Source organism: Sulfurimonas sp. (assembly GCF_018698455.1).
Classification (GTDB): domain Bacteria; phylum Campylobacterota; class Campylobacteria; order Campylobacterales; family Sulfurimonadaceae; genus Sulfurimonas.
In genome coordinates this window covers 48,059-63,133 of sequence record NZ_JABIOQ010000060.1, presented here as the reverse complement: position 1 = coordinate 63,133, position 15,075 = coordinate 48,059, and the positions used below count along the sequence as shown (strand labels likewise).

General features: G+C 32.4%; 14 protein-coding genes. 13 read left to right on the top strand and 1 reads right to left on the bottom strand.

The genetic code is table 11. The annotated features are described in order from the left end of the window. Positions 1 to 8 precede the first annotated feature (8 nt). The 7 genes from HOG88_RS09155 to HOG88_RS09125 are packed head-to-tail and all read left to right on the top strand — an operon-like array spanning position 9 to position 7,717. Positions 9 to 2,708: a chemotaxis protein CheA gene (locus HOG88_RS09155; protein WP_295005429.1), complete on the top strand. Its 2,700-nt coding sequence runs from the start codon at positions 9 to 11 to the stop codon at positions 2,706 to 2,708. Between the two features lie 12 nt (positions 2,709 to 2,720). After that, on the top strand, positions 2,721 to 3,485 hold the full coding sequence (locus tag HOG88_RS09150; RefSeq protein WP_295005428.1) for a chemotaxis protein CheW: 765 nt from the start codon (positions 2,721 to 2,723) through the stop codon (positions 3,483 to 3,485). A gap of 10 nt (positions 3,486 to 3,495) precedes the next feature. Then, complete coding sequence (locus tag HOG88_RS09145) at positions 3,496 to 3,765, top strand: hypothetical protein (RefSeq protein WP_295005426.1); 270 nt, start codon at positions 3,496 to 3,498, stop codon at positions 3,763 to 3,765. Beyond that, positions 3,746 to 4,486, top strand: a complete 741-nt coding sequence (locus HOG88_RS09140; protein ID WP_295005424.1) for a ParA family protein — start codon at positions 3,746 to 3,748, stop codon at positions 4,484 to 4,486. Before HOG88_RS09145 ends, HOG88_RS09140 begins: the two co-directional genes overlap by 20 nt. A 52-nt stretch (positions 4,487 to 4,538) precedes the next feature. Beyond that, positions 4,539 to 5,849, top strand: a complete 1,311-nt coding sequence (locus HOG88_RS09135) for a response regulator (protein ID WP_295005422.1) — start codon at positions 4,539 to 4,541, stop codon at positions 5,847 to 5,849. A 21-nt stretch (positions 5,850 to 5,870) separates the two neighbouring features. Beyond that, positions 5,871 to 6,077 carry a hypothetical protein gene (locus HOG88_RS09130; protein WP_295005420.1) on the top strand — a complete coding sequence of 69 codons (207 nt, stop codon included), beginning with the start codon at positions 5,871 to 5,873 and terminating at the stop codon, positions 6,075 to 6,077. Positions 6,078 to 6,082: 5 nt separating this feature from the next. Continuing rightward, positions 6,083 to 7,717: a hypothetical protein gene (locus HOG88_RS09125; protein WP_295005418.1), complete on the top strand. Its 1,635-nt coding sequence runs from the start codon at positions 6,083 to 6,085 to the stop codon at positions 7,715 to 7,717. A 5-nt stretch (positions 7,718 to 7,722) separates the two neighbouring features. Here the strand turns inward: HOG88_RS09125 and HOG88_RS09120 are convergent, their stop codons facing one another. Further along, positions 7,723 to 8,835 (bottom strand): FtsW/RodA/SpoVE family cell cycle protein, encoded by a 1,113-nt coding sequence (locus tag HOG88_RS09120; RefSeq protein WP_295005416.1) that lies wholly within the window; start codon positions 8,833 to 8,835, stop codon positions 7,723 to 7,725. 50 nt (positions 8,836 to 8,885) lie between these two features. Here HOG88_RS09120 and HOG88_RS09115 point away from each other — a divergent pair, with 50 nt between their 5' ends. The 6 genes from HOG88_RS09115 to HOG88_RS09090 are packed head-to-tail and all read left to right on the top strand — an operon-like array spanning position 8,886 to position 15,036. After that, complete coding sequence (locus HOG88_RS09115; RefSeq protein WP_295005414.1) at positions 8,886 to 9,860, top strand: RluA family pseudouridine synthase; 975 nt, start codon at positions 8,886 to 8,888, stop codon at positions 9,858 to 9,860. Further along, the gene (locus HOG88_RS09110; protein ID WP_295005413.1) at positions 9,808 to 11,181 is read left to right on the top strand and encodes a hypothetical protein; all 1,374 of its coding nucleotides are present in this window, start codon (positions 9,808 to 9,810) and stop codon (positions 11,179 to 11,181) included. The genes HOG88_RS09115 and HOG88_RS09110 overlap by 53 nt, the downstream gene beginning before the upstream one ends. Further along, a complete protein-coding gene (gene trmB, locus HOG88_RS09105; protein WP_295005412.1) occupies positions 11,181 to 12,353 on the top strand; it encodes a tRNA (guanosine(46)-N7)-methyltransferase TrmB in 1,173 nt (390 codons plus the stop codon). The genes HOG88_RS09110 and trmB overlap by 1 nt, the downstream gene beginning before the upstream one ends. After that, positions 12,346 to 13,017, top strand: coding sequence for a cell division ATP-binding protein FtsE (locus HOG88_RS09100; protein WP_295005411.1), 672 nt, complete (start codon positions 12,346 to 12,348; stop codon positions 13,015 to 13,017). The genes trmB and HOG88_RS09100 overlap by 8 nt, the downstream gene beginning before the upstream one ends. Next, entirely contained in the window at positions 13,004 to 13,816 is an 813-nt protein-coding gene (locus tag HOG88_RS09095; RefSeq protein WP_295005409.1) for a cell division protein FtsX, read from the top strand. Before HOG88_RS09100 ends, HOG88_RS09095 begins: the two co-directional genes overlap by 14 nt. Next, the gene (locus tag HOG88_RS09090) at positions 13,813 to 15,036 is read left to right on the top strand and encodes a peptidoglycan DD-metalloendopeptidase family protein (RefSeq protein WP_295005407.1); all 1,224 of its coding nucleotides are present in this window, start codon (positions 13,813 to 13,815) and stop codon (positions 15,034 to 15,036) included. The genes HOG88_RS09095 and HOG88_RS09090 overlap by 4 nt, the downstream gene beginning before the upstream one ends. Positions 15,037 to 15,075 lie beyond the last annotated feature (39 nt).

Genomic DNA, 15,075 nt, shown 5'->3' with positions numbered 1-15,075 from the left:
GAGATATTATGGATCCGTTATTAGAACAATTTTTAAGTGAAGCTAGAGAAAATCTAGCTTTTATCGATCAAAATATAGGTGACATAGGTGGAGATGACCCGGAATTACTTAATTCTGTATTTCGTGCTGCACATACCTTAAAGGGTGGTAGTGGTATTGTTTGTTTTGAATCTGTAAAAAAAATCACACACCATGCTGAAGATTTATTAGATATGTTGCGTGCTGGAAAAGTAGAGTTTAAAGATACTATGGTAGAAGCACTCTATGATGCTTTTGATGAAGTAGTAAATTTAATAGAAGCAGCGGAAGAAACAGGTGATGTTGTTGATGCTGATGAAAGTAGGGTAACTAAAATAGTAGAAGAATTAAGTAACCAAATGGGTAAAGATGTTGAGGGTGAAGCAATATGGAGTCTGCCTTTTAACTTAGTCTCTGATAAAAATGATATAATTAATCTTCCTTTGGCTACTTTACGAGGCATGGATACAGTTGAAATACCATTTAGAAATTCAGAGATTGATGAAGATTTTTGTTCTAAAGAACATCTTTATGCAGTAGTATTTGATGTCGATGATAGTTGTATGGTTTATGGAAATGATCCAATATATGCTTTGAGTCTTTTAGGCGATAAAGTAATAGGTGTATTTTCATGTATGAGTGGTGAGAATGCTAAATCAGTTCTTAGCGGCACGGAAGATGAAGAAGGACTATTACTTAAATCTTCATTAGTTGCATTTATATATGCAACTTATGAAGAGATAGAAGAGTCTCTTTTTAACTTCATAGATGAACTTACATTTTTACCTCTTGATGTAAGTTCTCTTATGTCTTTAAATAGAGGAGATACAGGTTTACAGATTGACTCTTTAAAAGAGCTAAGTGGCTTAACTACTGCTCTCGATTTATCTGCTATTAAAGAAGAAGTGAAAAGTTCTATGGAACTTGTAGGTATTGATACTATTCAGTATGCGAAGCTAGAAAGATTCTTAGATATTGTTGGTTTAATAGATGCCAATGAAGCTTCTAAACTTGAAGGTTTCTTTGAGACACTTTATATGGGTGAAGCATATACGGAAAAAGAAATAAAAAAAGAAGAAGTTCAAATTCAAAGTGAATCTATTCAATCAAGTAGTGTTGTTATAAATCCAGAAATACAAAGTACAATTGAAGATATCTATGCACAGCAGAAAAAAGCCTTACAGCATACGAATACAGAAGATGACCTTAAAAGAATTATAGTAATTCTAGAAAAAGTAAGAAAGTTTGTTCCAACTATGCCTGTATTTAATTTCCAGAGTGATGTTGAGGAATTTTTAAATAGAGATACTTTAAAAGAAACTTCAGAAATTAAGAAAGAAGTTTTACTTGAAGCGAAGGAAAAAATTGTGGTTGCACCAAAACAAAAAATAGCTCAACCGGTTATAGAAACAGTAAAAGTAGAAAGTGTACAGGTTGTTTCTAAGAAAGCTAATATGAAACCAGTAGTTACAGAAGAGAAAAAAGCTGTTGTTGGTAAAACTGTAAAAATTGATCAAGAATCTATTGACAGCTTAATGAATGTTGTTGGAGAACTTTTGGTTGCAAAAAACTCGTTACCATATTTAGCTGATAATGTTGTTGGTATGACACATGAACAGATAAAGCGTGAGATTATGGATAAATATATTTTCATAAATCGTCTTTCTGAGCAACTGCAAGACTTGATTATGGGAATGAGAATGCTTCCTATATCTTATGTATTTGATAGATACCCGAAACTTGTTCGAGACATAGCAAAAACTTTAGATAAAAATGTAAAACTAGAAATGAATGGTGGGGAAACTAAACTTGATAAAAATATGATTGAGATGCTAGCTGATCCAATGATTCACATTGTACGAAATTCACTTGACCATGGTATTGAAACACCAGATGTTCGTGAACAAAAAGGAAAGAACCCTCAAGGTTCTGTTTCGTTAAATGCTTTTTCTCAATCAGATAGAATTATAATTGAAATTAAAGATGATGGTGCCGGCATCAATGTTGACAAAGTAGCAAGTAAAGTTATAGAAAAAGGTCTTATGACTGTTGATCAAATTGATCTATTAAATGAAAAAGAGATGGCAGAACTTGTCCTTCTCCCAGGTCTCTCAACTGCTGATGCTATTACTGAGTTTAGTGGACGTGGTGTTGGAATGGATGTTGTTAAAAAATCTATAGAAGGTTTTGGTGGAACGATAGGGATTACGACAAAAGCTAATCAAGGGACGGTTATTACTTTAGCTATACCGATGTCTTTAGCAGTTACATCTTTACTTCACATCCAGATGAATAGTATTCATTATGGTATACCGATGGATAGTGTATCTGAGACAGTAAAACTAGAGCGTTCTGAAATTGAGTACTTACACAATGAGCCATTTATTTATATTAGAGGAGATGTAATTCCTCTTCTTTTCATTAAGTCTATGCTTAATGAAGATGATATGCAAGATAAACCACTATCTATCGTTGTTTTAAATATAAAAGATAATCTTCTTGCAGTAGTTGTAAATCAATTTCTAGGACAATTAGATGTTGTTCAAAAACCACTTGTAGGTATAATGGAAGGACATCCACTATTTAGCGGAACTGCTTTACTTGGAAATGGACAAATCATTATGGCTATAGATCCACTAGGACTTTTAGGGATATCTCAAAAATTAAAAGAAGAAATTCAAGTAGCATAAGGAAGTAAAATTATGATAGACTTAATAGTATTTAGTGTTGGAACAAATAAATATGCTGTGGATATAGAAAACGTACAACGTATTATTCAGTCAACAGTATTAACGGTGATTCCTAATGCACATGAATATATAGATGGTATGATGTCATATGAAGATAAAGTTATAAAAGTTGTAAACTTTAGAAAACTTATAACTTTAGACCCTTATGATAGTGAGCTCAGAACATTATTTGTTAGACTTAAAGATACTCATAAAGAATGGCTTGGAGCACTTAAAAATAGTTTAGAAACAGGTATGGACTTTAAAGAAACACTTAATCCCCATGCATGTGAACTTGGTAAGTGGATAGATTCTTTTACTGCCTATGATGATAGTGTTGTGCTTGTTCTCAATGAATTACTTGACTACCATAAACAACTCCATGTATTAGGTGCAACTGCTCTAGATATTTATGCGAAAAATCCTACTGAAGCATTAGACTTTTTGAATAAGGATGTAATGACTGCCTATAGAAATACAATGGGAGCATTAGATACTTTTGTGCTAGAATTAGACTTAGTCGCTAATTCCCTTCAAAAACTTATTATATATGATAAAAATAGTGAAATTTTTGCTGTTAAAGTAGATACAATAGAAGATATAGCACATGTTGAGGAGAGTCAGTTTATAAATACTTCTGAAGAACACAGTGTAAACAACTTTTTAGAACTTTCTGGTGTCTTAGATTTAGATGGTGTTTTAATTAATGTTATTAAAACAGTTAAACAACCAAGTTAAAGGATAGTATATGCCAATTACATATGAAAAAAATAAAGCAAACTTTACATCTGTTATATATGAAGATGAAGTTGTTCCATTTAGGGATTTTTTACAAGAAAAAGCTGGAGAAGAAATTAAATTTTCATTTAAAGATTGTGATGATATACATTTGGCAATTTTACAACTCATTATGGCGTATAGGAAAAACTATAGTTGTTCTTATAAGTTCGGTGAAAAAAAGAAATTATATGAGACAGTTTTAAAAGGATTTAATACTAGTGAAAACTATTGTAATTAGTAACAGAAAAGGTGGTTCAGCTAAAACAACAACAGCTGTAAACATTGCAAGTGGTCTTGCGAAGCATGGATCAGTTCTTCTCCTTGACTTAGATACACAAGGACATGCTTCGATAGGTGTTGGTTGTGAACCAGACGAAAGACTTGGAGTACACTCTATTTTTAGTGGTTCCACATTAAGTGAAACATTTATTCCTACCGTACATGAAAACTTAACTCTTTCTCCTGCTCTAGCACAATTTGATGTATATGAGTACTCTGATTTAAGAGGAATACTGAAAAATCGTTTTAAACGCGAGAAAATTGCTGATTTTTTTGATTATTGTGTGATAGATACACCACCTACTTTTGATGCTTTGTTGAAAAACTCTCTTGAAGTTGCCGATAGTGTTATGATACCTTTTGTACCACACCATCTAGGAGTTGTTGCCGTTGGACAGATGCTCCGTGCTGTGTACCAAACTTCTAAGAAACTAGATAGAGAGATAGCAGATATATCAATACTACCAGTTATGTTTAATCCTCATATAAATGAACACAAAGAGTCTCTTCTTAAGGTTAAAACATCTTTTGGAGGAGAAAAACTCTTGTCTCCGATTGGTGTTGACATAAAATTGGCTAAACAGTTTGAGTCAGGTTCCCCTATAATATTAGATGCTAAACGCTCAAAAGGTATGAAAGACTATAAAAAATGTGTTGAAGAGTTACTGCAAAGATTATAGGTGTCTAAAGTCTCGTAGGATACAATAAAATATGTGTGTTAAGGAAAAAAGTATGAAAGTTCTTATAGTTGATGATAATAAAAATAATAGAATTGTTGTGAGCTTACTTCTTGAATATTTCATTGATGATTTAGATGGTATTGACTTTGAGATTGATGAAGCTGCTGATGGACTAGAAGCTGTGAGACAGTGTCGAAAAGTTGCATATGATTTAGTGTTGATGGATATTATGATGCCAAATATGGATGGCGTTGAAGCAACAAAGATTATACGTCAAGAGAATAAGAGTGTTATGATTATTGCTATTTCAGCTTTAGAAGATGCCCAAAAACAAAAGCTTATTCTTGTAAATGGGGCAGAGGATTATATTTCTAAACCAATAAATGCAGATATATTTAATAGCAGAATTACTAACTATATTGCACTAATTAAAGCAAGAACGAAAAGTATAACAAAGAGTTCTAAATGCATAAATTTATTTTCTCAGAATGTCTTTAGTAGATACACGACATTTATGTTACTTTCACAAGATACACTTTCCGAGTTTTGGGAGTTTTTTCTTTTAAACGCTGACGAAAAGTATGATGGACTAAATGATGTGATTCGAGCAATATTTTCTATTGGAGAGGTGCAACTAAGGCTACAGAATACTAGTAGTGTCATAGTAGAGGACTCTGAAGACTTTCAGTACTTTACAATAGATAATATTGGCAAGATACCTTTGCCAACGATATCTTTGATATTAAAAAAGAATAATGTTTTTTGTGCATATAAAACTGGAAATGATAAGTTGTCTTTCAAACTTTTAAAAGTTTTAGTTGCAGAAGATATTGCCTTAGTTAATAAAATTGTTAAGCCAACTCCAGTAGTAGTAGAAAAAGAAGTGATTCAGCAATATACATCACAAAAACTGCATGTGTATAATTACTTAGGTGAAGAAGAGCTCAATGACCTTGAAGGTTTTGTTGATAAGTTAAGTTCTCTTATGCTTATTGTTGGTGATGGGGATGTTACAGAGGAAGAGGTATCAGAAATCTTTACATATGTAAATAAAATAGGTTCGATACTCTCAACATACTCAGAGGTGTTTACTATTGCTCAAGCTTTAAATACTCTGTCTGTTGATTTATTAAACCATATATCAGAGTTTGTTGAAAATTCTGAAGCATTAGGACCAATGTGTACAGCACTTAGCAGAGATTTGATAACTTGGATGGAAAAATCTTTTAACACCGGTGCTCCAAGTGCTGACTTTATGAATGATACAATTGCAGTGAACTGTATGACCATAGGTAGTATGCTAAAGATGAATGAAGAAGTTGCTGAAGATAGTGATGACTTCGATGATATTTTTGATTTTTAAACTAAAAGAAAGGACTAAAATATGTATAAAGTAGATGTATTAAACGGCTGTAGCTGTTTTGTTAAGAATGGCTACAGAGTGTCACAAGATTTCGCTAGTAAAGAAGAAGCGGAGACAGAAACAACACGAATGATAGATGCAATGAATAAGAATTTTTGTAAAAGACATGCTTTTTCTTTTACTGAGCGTTTTGGAAACTATAAAATTTATATGAAGCCTAGAGCCTAAGTACTTTGATAAAAACAACTGGTAAAGTCCTTTTCTTTAACTCTAATGAGGGCAGTGGAATTATTATAACTGCAGAAAAAACTAAACATAACTTTAGTGTACAGTTTTGGGATGACTTTGATGTTATGCCAGAGACAGGATTAGAAGTAGCTTTTGATGAAGTAGATGGAAATGTTGAAAATATTGTTTCAAAAGCAACATATGAAGTAGAAATGCGTGAGAATGTTGTTCAAGAAGATGAAGTTGTAGAAGAAAAAACTGAACTTCAAATAAATGAGCCCCTTGCAATAGAAAAACATTTAGAAATTGTATCCACTCCAGATCTTAATTATGTGGATAGTACTGAAGAAATGAGTGTAGCCCATTTTGAACTAGAGATTGAGGGAAGTGAAGCAGAAGTAGAAGCTGAACTTCAAAGAGAACGGCCTTCTAGTATTACTAACACACTAACAATTGGTCGAGCAGTATCAAACTATTTTGATGTAATTAAACAAAATATAGAAATTCGTGAAAATTATAAAAAAGTAACAGGAAGACTTGATTATCTTGTTATACGACGTTTCCTATGGACAACATATAACAATCTTGTTGATGTTGATATCCGTATCATCACACCAAAAATCAAGATGCTTAGTAATGATTTAAAAGAAATGGCAAAAGTGTATGATGATTATGTTATAAAAACTAAGAATCCTCCCTTTGCATACCAAGAAGTGTTTTTGTCAGCACAAGAAGAGTATCAAAAGATTAAACAGGGTGCTGGGAATGTTATTGAAAAAATTAACCATCTACAAGTAAATGCAAAAAAACTTGGTGGTGTACGAAGTATACGAAAAAAAGAGCTTCAAGAGAGTATTAAAACACCGCAATTCAAGGCCCTAGAGAAAGAACTTAAATCTCTTAATGGTGCTTATGTCGATGTTGTTCATATGATGGCTGAACTTGATGAAAGATACAAGAATGATATGGTTTTACTTGAAGAATTTGAAACAGAGTATAGAGAAGATTTTTATGAAGTTTTTGATATTGAAGCACAAAGACATCGCGATGATTTAGTAGATATTTTAAATGCACAAGCCTTTTTCTTTGATTCACAACAGTGGAGTGCTGCAAAAAGTTCTAAGCTTGTTCAGGCTCACTTTAAACAAGCTAATGTTAGTGGTGAACTTAATACAAAGACATATTTGAAGTATTATTTGAGTACACAAGATGAATCAAAAGCAACAGGAGAGACTAGAAAGTTATTTGAACTTTATAAGTATCTTCAATCGGTTCAAAAAGATTATACAATGGTAGTAACAGCAAACCCCCAAGAAGCAATGGAATATGAATCAGAGATACATCATATGAGCGGTTCTTATAATGTAAAGTCTTTCGTTGATGAAATCAAAGCTATAAAGTGGGCAAGAAAAAATAGTGTGAGTATCCTAGTTGTTGAGGACGAACTTCAAAAAGTGAGAGTAGCAAAATTCTTAAGTATTTATGCCAAAAATATCATGTCTAATCCTAAGGTTATCCTTATAGGTAATAAACCTGGGAGCAGTGCAATTTCAATAACGAAGCTTCTTCCTAGAGGTTCAACTGCTAAGGCTATTTCACAAGCAGTCGATTCACTACTTGCAACAAAAGAAGAAGATTAATAGGGCTACATAAAACTTTTCGTTCCTCGGTTATCATACATATCTTTATATCTAAATGTAATGAGATTTTGCATGATTCCAAAGAGAATCATAAAGTTCAAAAAACTACTGCCTCCATAACTAAACATGGGTAAAGGTACTCCAACAACTGGTGCATAGCCTATGGTCATTGATATGTTAACCCCCATATAGATAAAAATCATAAATGAGATGGAAATAGTTACGACTTTGATATAGTAGTCTTTGTTAAATATACTAAGACTCAGTAGATGAAGTATGAGAATAGCATAAAGTGTGATAAGTGCTAACGCACCTAGAAAACCACTTCTTTCTACTAAAAATGCAAAGATAAAGTCACTTGTTGCAATAGGTAGAAATCGCATCTGTGTTTGTGTCGCATTCTCTTTGTCTTTTCCGTTCCAACCACCTGAACCAATCGCAATGATAGATTGCTGAACATGATAGGATGGTTTTTCACTCAAAAAGTCAACAATGCGAACTTTTTGGTAGTCATGAAGAATATATTTATATGAGACTGGAATTAAGATAAGACCAAATATAGCAATGGTAGCAACTATCTTCCAATGTACTCCAATGAAAAAAAGTACACCATATCCTATAAGGAGGAGTACTAGTGCAGTTCCCAAATCAGGTTCTTTCACTATAAGTATAAATGGAAGCAAGATGTAAAAACTGAGTTTTATAAACTCTTTGATTCTATACCCATGTATGGGAGGTGGATTTTTGTGTATAAGGTAAGCAAGCATAAGAATAAGGGCAGGTTTAACAAATTCCGAAGGCTGAATTGTTGCATTTACAAATGGAATCTCTATCCATCTTTGTGCACCGAGTCTTGCATGTCCAAAAAATTCAACAGCTAAAAGCAGTAAAATGTTCCCCCAGTAAATCATTGGAATAAGCCAGCTCATTTTTCTAATAGGCATGAAAAACACAATAATAAAGACTAAAAGTGCGATTGCAACATATGCTGTCTGCTTTTGAGCAAGAGCCGGGACTACTTCTCCTATAAGCCAATGAGAAATTATTACCAAAGGAATGATAAGAATGATAGAAAGAAAGTCAAATTGTGATAAAATAGCCTTATCAAGTCTCCACAAGTTTGTAACTCCAAAATAAAATTGTATGATTGTAACATAAAGGTTAATAAATGTTAGAAATAAAAGAATATATATGTGAAAATGCTGAGCGTTTAGATACGTTTCTATCCACTAAAATCATTCAAACAAGGTCTCAAGTAGCAACCCTCATTAAAACCGGTAATGTTTTTGTTGATGAAAAGAAAGTTTCACGCCCTGGTGTAAAACTAAAAGTAAATCAAAAAATAAAAGTAGAGTTTCCAGAAGCAAAGATAGAGAAAGCTAAAGCAGTTGATTTTGATGTTGAAGTTCTTTATGAAGATGATGATATTTTAGTTGTCAACAAGCCAAGTGGGGTAACAGTACACCCCGCACCAAGTGTTAAAGATGCGACACTTGTTGATTGGTTAAAATATAAGGGAATTAGACTCTCAACCATAAGTGGAGAAGAACGTAATGGTATAGTCCACCGCCTTGATAAAGGTACAAGTGGAACTATGGTTGTAGCAAAAAACAATGAATCACATGAGTTTTTATCAGCACAACTCAAAGATAAAAGTATGGGAAGGTATTACATTGCAGTAGCCACTCCACCTTTAAAAGATGATATTACTGTGATTGAAGGAAATATCGGAAGAAGTTCGAAAAACCGTTTAAAAATGTCATGCGGATTAGAACATTCTAAGTATGCAAAGACTATGTTTAAACAGTTAGCTTTAAGTACAGATGGTAAAAATCAACTTCTTGCATGTAAACTATTTACAGGTAGAACACATCAAATTCGAGTTCACTTAGAAACAATAAATCGTCATATATTAGGCGACCACATATATGGTGTGAGCCCACATCAGGACAAGTCGGAACGAATTTTGCTACATGCTTATATGATTTATTTCAATCATCCAAAGACTGGGGAAAAGATGTTTTTCAAAGCAGAACTAGATGAAATTATGAAAACAAGTATAGATAAAAAATTTAACCTGGAGAGCCTGAATGAAGTTATGGACACAAAGTATATTATGGATAGTTTCGTTACTAATCCTTAGTGGATGTGATGGAATAACTCCAACTCCAAAAGAAAATGCTGTTATTGATAGTACTTTACCTACTGTAGTGCTAACTAAAAATGGTGTAATTGTAGATATGAACACTATTGCGTTTGAATATGAAAGTATTGAAGACCCAAGAGTGTCTGGAGTGTATATTTATAAAAAAAGTCCATCAAAAGATGTGGCGAATGATTTTAAATATCTGAGTACAATTGAAAACCGATTTAAAACTCATTATGTAGACAGTCATGTTCAACCAGATACAAAATATAGTTATATGTTTAAAACATTTACTTCAGAGTCAGAGTCTAGTCCTAGTAAGGTTACCGTTGTAAATACTCTACCTGTACTAGAGTCTATTTCTTGGATTCACAGCATCACAGGACTTCCTAGAACTGCCAAGATTATTTGGAGACCTCACTCAAATGAAAAAGTTAATTATTATGTAGTTGAGAGAAAAACTCTTGAAGATAAAGAATGGAAAAAACATGCTACAGTAAATAACCGCTTAAACGCAGAGTATATAGATGAAGATTTAGAAGATAACTATGTTTATATGTACCGTGTTAAAGTTGTGACGTTTGATAAAATTATATCTACCCCTAGCCAATTTGTAAAAGTTGTAACAAAACCGCTTCCTAAGAGTGTGGAGAATATAAGAGCAACAAAACAACTACCAGGAAAAATAGAAGTAACATGGTCCGCATCATCACAAAAAGATTTTTACATGTATAATCTTTATAGATCTGAGAATAGTAATGGAAATTATGATCTCATAGAGAGACTTTACAGTAATAACTTTATAGATAAGATAGGTGAAGATGGGAAAGTATACTTTTATAGAGTAGCTGTTGTTGATAAAGATGGCTTGGAAAGTATTTCAGACAAGAACTCTGTGCAGGGAATGACACTTTCCAAACCAGAAGCACCTTTAGTGTTGAGTGCTGAACTTGTTGGTTCAACAATAGAAGTGAAATGGAAAAAAACTGATGAAAGAACTGTTAGATTTATAGTTCAAAGAAAGCATAGCAAAGGTTTTTTTGATACAAAAATAGAAAACTATAATATGAAAGAGAATAGTTATACTGATAGCACTATAGAAGAAGGTAGCACATATTATTATGTAGTTTATGGTGTTGATAAATTTGATATAAAATCAAAGCAAAGTGTAGAAGTGCAAATAGTGACTCCAGAGTCTATGCAAATACAGGAAGTTACAAAGAGAAAGGTTAAAGGAAAAGTTGTAGTGGCCGCCCCAAAAGAAGAGATACAAGAGAGTGCTATTGCTGCAGATGATTTAGATTTGAGTGGACTTTAATGCCTCATTTGCATATAGAAAAATTCAATGAAATAACATACCCTTCTTCTCATGATGAAGTACAATTTAACTTTTGTGCGAGGAATGCAAATAACAAAGATGAGAAGCTTATTTCAGTAACTGTTGAAAATGAAGATTTTTTTCTTTTAGTGAAATACGATGAGCATAAAAACCTCCTTAAAACAGATAAGTTAACTCGACCAGCTTCAATCTATAATGTTCATCGTGCACTTACAGCTTATGCAGACAAAGCATCTTTAAATGTTCTTGCTTCTAATGTTTTAAGTGGAAAGAAAAATGAGCATTTAGAAGAAGTGAGAGCTCTGAAAAAAATAGAATACTTCGCAAATGATTTTCCAACAGATAAAGAAGTACGGGTTGAGGTTGGGTTTGGTTCAGGACGTCACCTATTACATCAAGCAGCAGCTAATCCCGATATCCTTTTTATAGGCTTAGAAATTCACCGTCCATCAATAGAGCAAGTTTTAAAGCAAGTTGCAATTCAAAAGCTTGATAACCTTCTTGTACTGGACTATGATGCAAGACTATTTATGGAACTCATTCCATCAAATATTGTGGGTAAAGTATATGTTCACTTTCCTGTTCCTTGGGATAAAAAACCACACCGTAGAGTTATCAGCACATCATTCATTAAAGAATCTCGTCGAGTGTTAAAGACGGGCGGTAGCCTTGAACTCAGAACAGATAGCGAAAACTACTATGCATACTCATACGAGACTTTCATCGCATTTAACAAAATAGTTTTAAACATAAATAAAAATAAGGATATTGCAATTGTTTCTAAATATGAAGATCGATGGCGTAAGATGGAAAAAAACATTTATGACGTAACAATGATAAATGAAGAAGAATCAGAAATTCTTAGTATAGAAGGTTCATTTGAATTTTCAAAGAATAACTCATCATCAGAAAAACTTTTGAAATTGCATAAAACTACAGAGCGATTTGAAGGTGGATTTATTCACTTCGAGAGAGCTTATGAAATGGAAGACGGTATAATGCTGCGTCTGTCTATAGGAAGTTTTGATAGACCAGAACACTTATATCTTATAGTTAAAGATGAAAGCATTACTTATTATCCAGCTCTTCCTTTGAAGTCTCGTAGTAATCTTATGGCACATCAGCAACTAAATAAGGTAATTAATGGATAAAGTGATAGTAGCAGATAATCTGTCTCTCTCATATTCTAAAAATGAGACCATTATAAATAAAGTGAATTTTTCAGTAAACTCTGGTACTTTTGTTTTTATTACAGGTGCAAGTGGTAGTGGAAAATCCACACTTTTAAAGTCTCTTTATGGAGCATTAAAACCTGATAGTGGTAGTTTAATAGTTGCAGGTGTTGAACTTAACGGTGTCACAAAGTCAAAACTAAATCTGTTAAGAAGACATACGGGTATAGTATTTCAGGATTATAAGCTAGTTAAAGAGTGGAATATAGAAAAAAATATCATGCTTCCTCTTATTATAGGTGGGTATGATAGTGCTGTTACTAAAAATCAAGTTGATTCACTTCTTAAGCATGTTCGTCTAAAACATCAGTCTGGAAAATATCCTCAAGAGCTAAGTGGTGGAGAGCAGCAACGTGTTGCAATGGCTAGAGCACTTTCACATAATCCAGTTTTAATCCTAGCCGATGAGCCAACTGGAAACCTTGATGATTACTCTGCTGGACTAATATGGAATCTACTTGAAGGTGCAAACGAACAACTAAAATCTACCGTTATCGTAGTAACACACCATATTCCAGAAACTATGAATGTGGCCTACAAACATTTCCACATAGAGTATGGGAGCATAAATGAAGTCGTTTAAAAATCATCTTTCTTTAATTGTTGCCCTTTTAAGTATTCTATTTTCTATTCAAACATTTATTATCGTTGATAGAGCTATAGATGCTTACAAAGAAAAATTAGTTGGAAATTACTCTTTAGTGATTGTAAGTCAAAAACGAGTGGATAAAAAAGATTTTTTACAAAATAATAGTCTTGTAATAAATATAGATGAACTCTCTCCAGATATAGTTATCAAGCGCTTAAATTCAGGAATTAGTTCAAAAAATATAAAGCTACTAAAGTTATCACTCCCTAAGTTCTATAAACTTAAACTTGAACATTACCCTTCTCCATTAGAGATAAATAACCTTACACATAAGCTACTTCGTGATAAATCTATCATCAAGGTTGAAACATTTTCTAAAAGCCATGATACAACATATAAATTACTTTTACTTTTTAAAACTGTTATTACTGTTTTTGCTTTGAGTGTTGGGCTAGTGACTATTCTTCTTATATCAAAGGAACTAAAAATCTGGCAGTTTAAGCACAATGAGCGCATGAGTATTATGGGGCTTTTTGGTGCACCAACATGGTTGCGTTCTGCAGTACTTTTTAGACTTGCTGTTGTAGATGCTCTTATTGCTACTGTAATGGGTTTTGTTCTTTTTACTTATATATCTTATAGTGAGTGGATTAATGAGGAGTTCTCTAGTATAGGGATAGATGTTCTTATATATGATAAGGTTACTGATTTCGGAGTGATGCTGCTTGTGTCACTTAGTTTATCAACACTACTTGCTTCATTTATCGTCTTAGGTCATAAAGAAGAGGTATGATACGTTTTATCCTTTTTGTACTTGTTCTTCACTGCTTTGTCTTTGCAAAAGGTGAAACAGATAAAAAAATAGCCAAAACAAGTTCTAAAATAAGTTCATATAGTAAAAATTACACTAATATTAATAAAAAGATGGAAAAAACAGCTACGGCTATTTTGAAGAAAAAAAGAGAAGTAGTTAAACAAAATATTTTTTTAAAAGAACTAAAAAAAGAGCTTTTAAATAAGGAAAGTTCTTACAAAACAAATAAAAACCAACTCCTTATTATGAAAAAATCACAAAAAGAATTAAAATTAAAACAAGAAAAAATAGAACAGAAACTCTCTTATGTTATTGCAAAGAGTGTTTCACTCTCAATCATTTTAGATCAGGACAATAGTGAAAATGTAGAGTCACTTATAGAATATGAAGTTCTTAAAGAAATGCTCAAAGCATCTAAAAAAGAAGCTGAAAATCTGAGTAAAGAGTTTTTTTCCAATGCACAAGATATAGAACTGTTGCATAGACATACATCTTATTTAGAAACAGAAATTGCAACGATAGATTCAAAAAGAAAGAAGTTAATAAATGTACAAGAACTCAATAAAAAATCTATTGAAGAGTTGACACTTTCAAAACTAGAATATAAGCAAAAACTTCAAAATGTATTAGGGCGCCAAAACACATTAAAAAAGACACTTGCAAAGCTTAATATTGTAAAAATAGATGAAATCAAAAAAGCAAAGATAGAGGAAGAAAGAAAAATAGCATTTGAGAATAAAAAGATAATTTTGCAAGAGGACCTACCAAAGGTAAAAAAACATGGTAGCTCTTATCAAGTAGTTAAGACGAAAAAATATAAGGGTAAAAAGACTATAGCACCACTTGATTCATATACTATTACTAAAGAATATGGTACATATACTGATCCTATTTACGGAATAAAAATCTTTAATAATTCCATATCTTTGAAACCAAAAAGGAATGGGGCTAAAGTAAAAACTGTCTTTAATGGTAAAGTGATATATGCCGATAAAACAGCTGTTTTAAATAATATAGTCATTGTGGAACATAGTGGTGGGTTACATACGATTTATGCAAATCTTTCACAAATCTCGCCAGATATTAAAAAAGGTAAAAAGATTAGAAAAGGCTATACTATTGGAAGAGTAGATGATGAGCTTATTTTTGAAGTTACTCAAAAATCTTACCATATAAATCCAATACGTCTTTTTAAGTAAAATCTTTATATAATTTCAAAAATATAAATAAGAGAAAAA

Coding starts and splice junctions, on each gene's coding strand:
- HOG88_RS09100 (WP_295005411.1), top strand. CDS start 12,346: ATGGATAAAGTGATAGTAGCAGATAATCTGTCTCTCTCATATTCTAAA.
- HOG88_RS09090 (WP_295005407.1), top strand. CDS start 13,813: ATGATACGTTTTATCCTTTTTGTACTTGTTCTTCACTGCTTTGTCTTT.
- HOG88_RS09095 (WP_295005409.1), top strand. CDS start 13,004: ATGAAGTCGTTTAAAAATCATCTTTCTTTAATTGTTGCCCTTTTAAGT.
- HOG88_RS09155 (WP_295005429.1), top strand. CDS start 9: ATGGATCCGTTATTAGAACAATTTTTAAGTGAAGCTAGAGAAAATCTA.
- HOG88_RS09130 (WP_295005420.1), top strand. CDS start 5,871: ATGTATAAAGTAGATGTATTAAACGGCTGTAGCTGTTTTGTTAAGAAT.
- trmB (WP_295005412.1), top strand. CDS start 11,181: ATGCCTCATTTGCATATAGAAAAATTCAATGAAATAACATACCCTTCT.
- HOG88_RS09145 (WP_295005426.1), top strand. CDS start 3,496: ATGCCAATTACATATGAAAAAAATAAAGCAAACTTTACATCTGTTATA.
- HOG88_RS09115 (WP_295005414.1), top strand. CDS start 8,886: ATGTTAGAAATAAAAGAATATATATGTGAAAATGCTGAGCGTTTAGAT.
- HOG88_RS09135 (WP_295005422.1), top strand. CDS start 4,539: ATGAAAGTTCTTATAGTTGATGATAATAAAAATAATAGAATTGTTGTG.
- HOG88_RS09110 (WP_295005413.1), top strand. CDS start 9,808: ATGAAGTTATGGACACAAAGTATATTATGGATAGTTTCGTTACTAATC.
- HOG88_RS09150 (WP_295005428.1), top strand. CDS start 2,721: ATGATAGACTTAATAGTATTTAGTGTTGGAACAAATAAATATGCTGTG.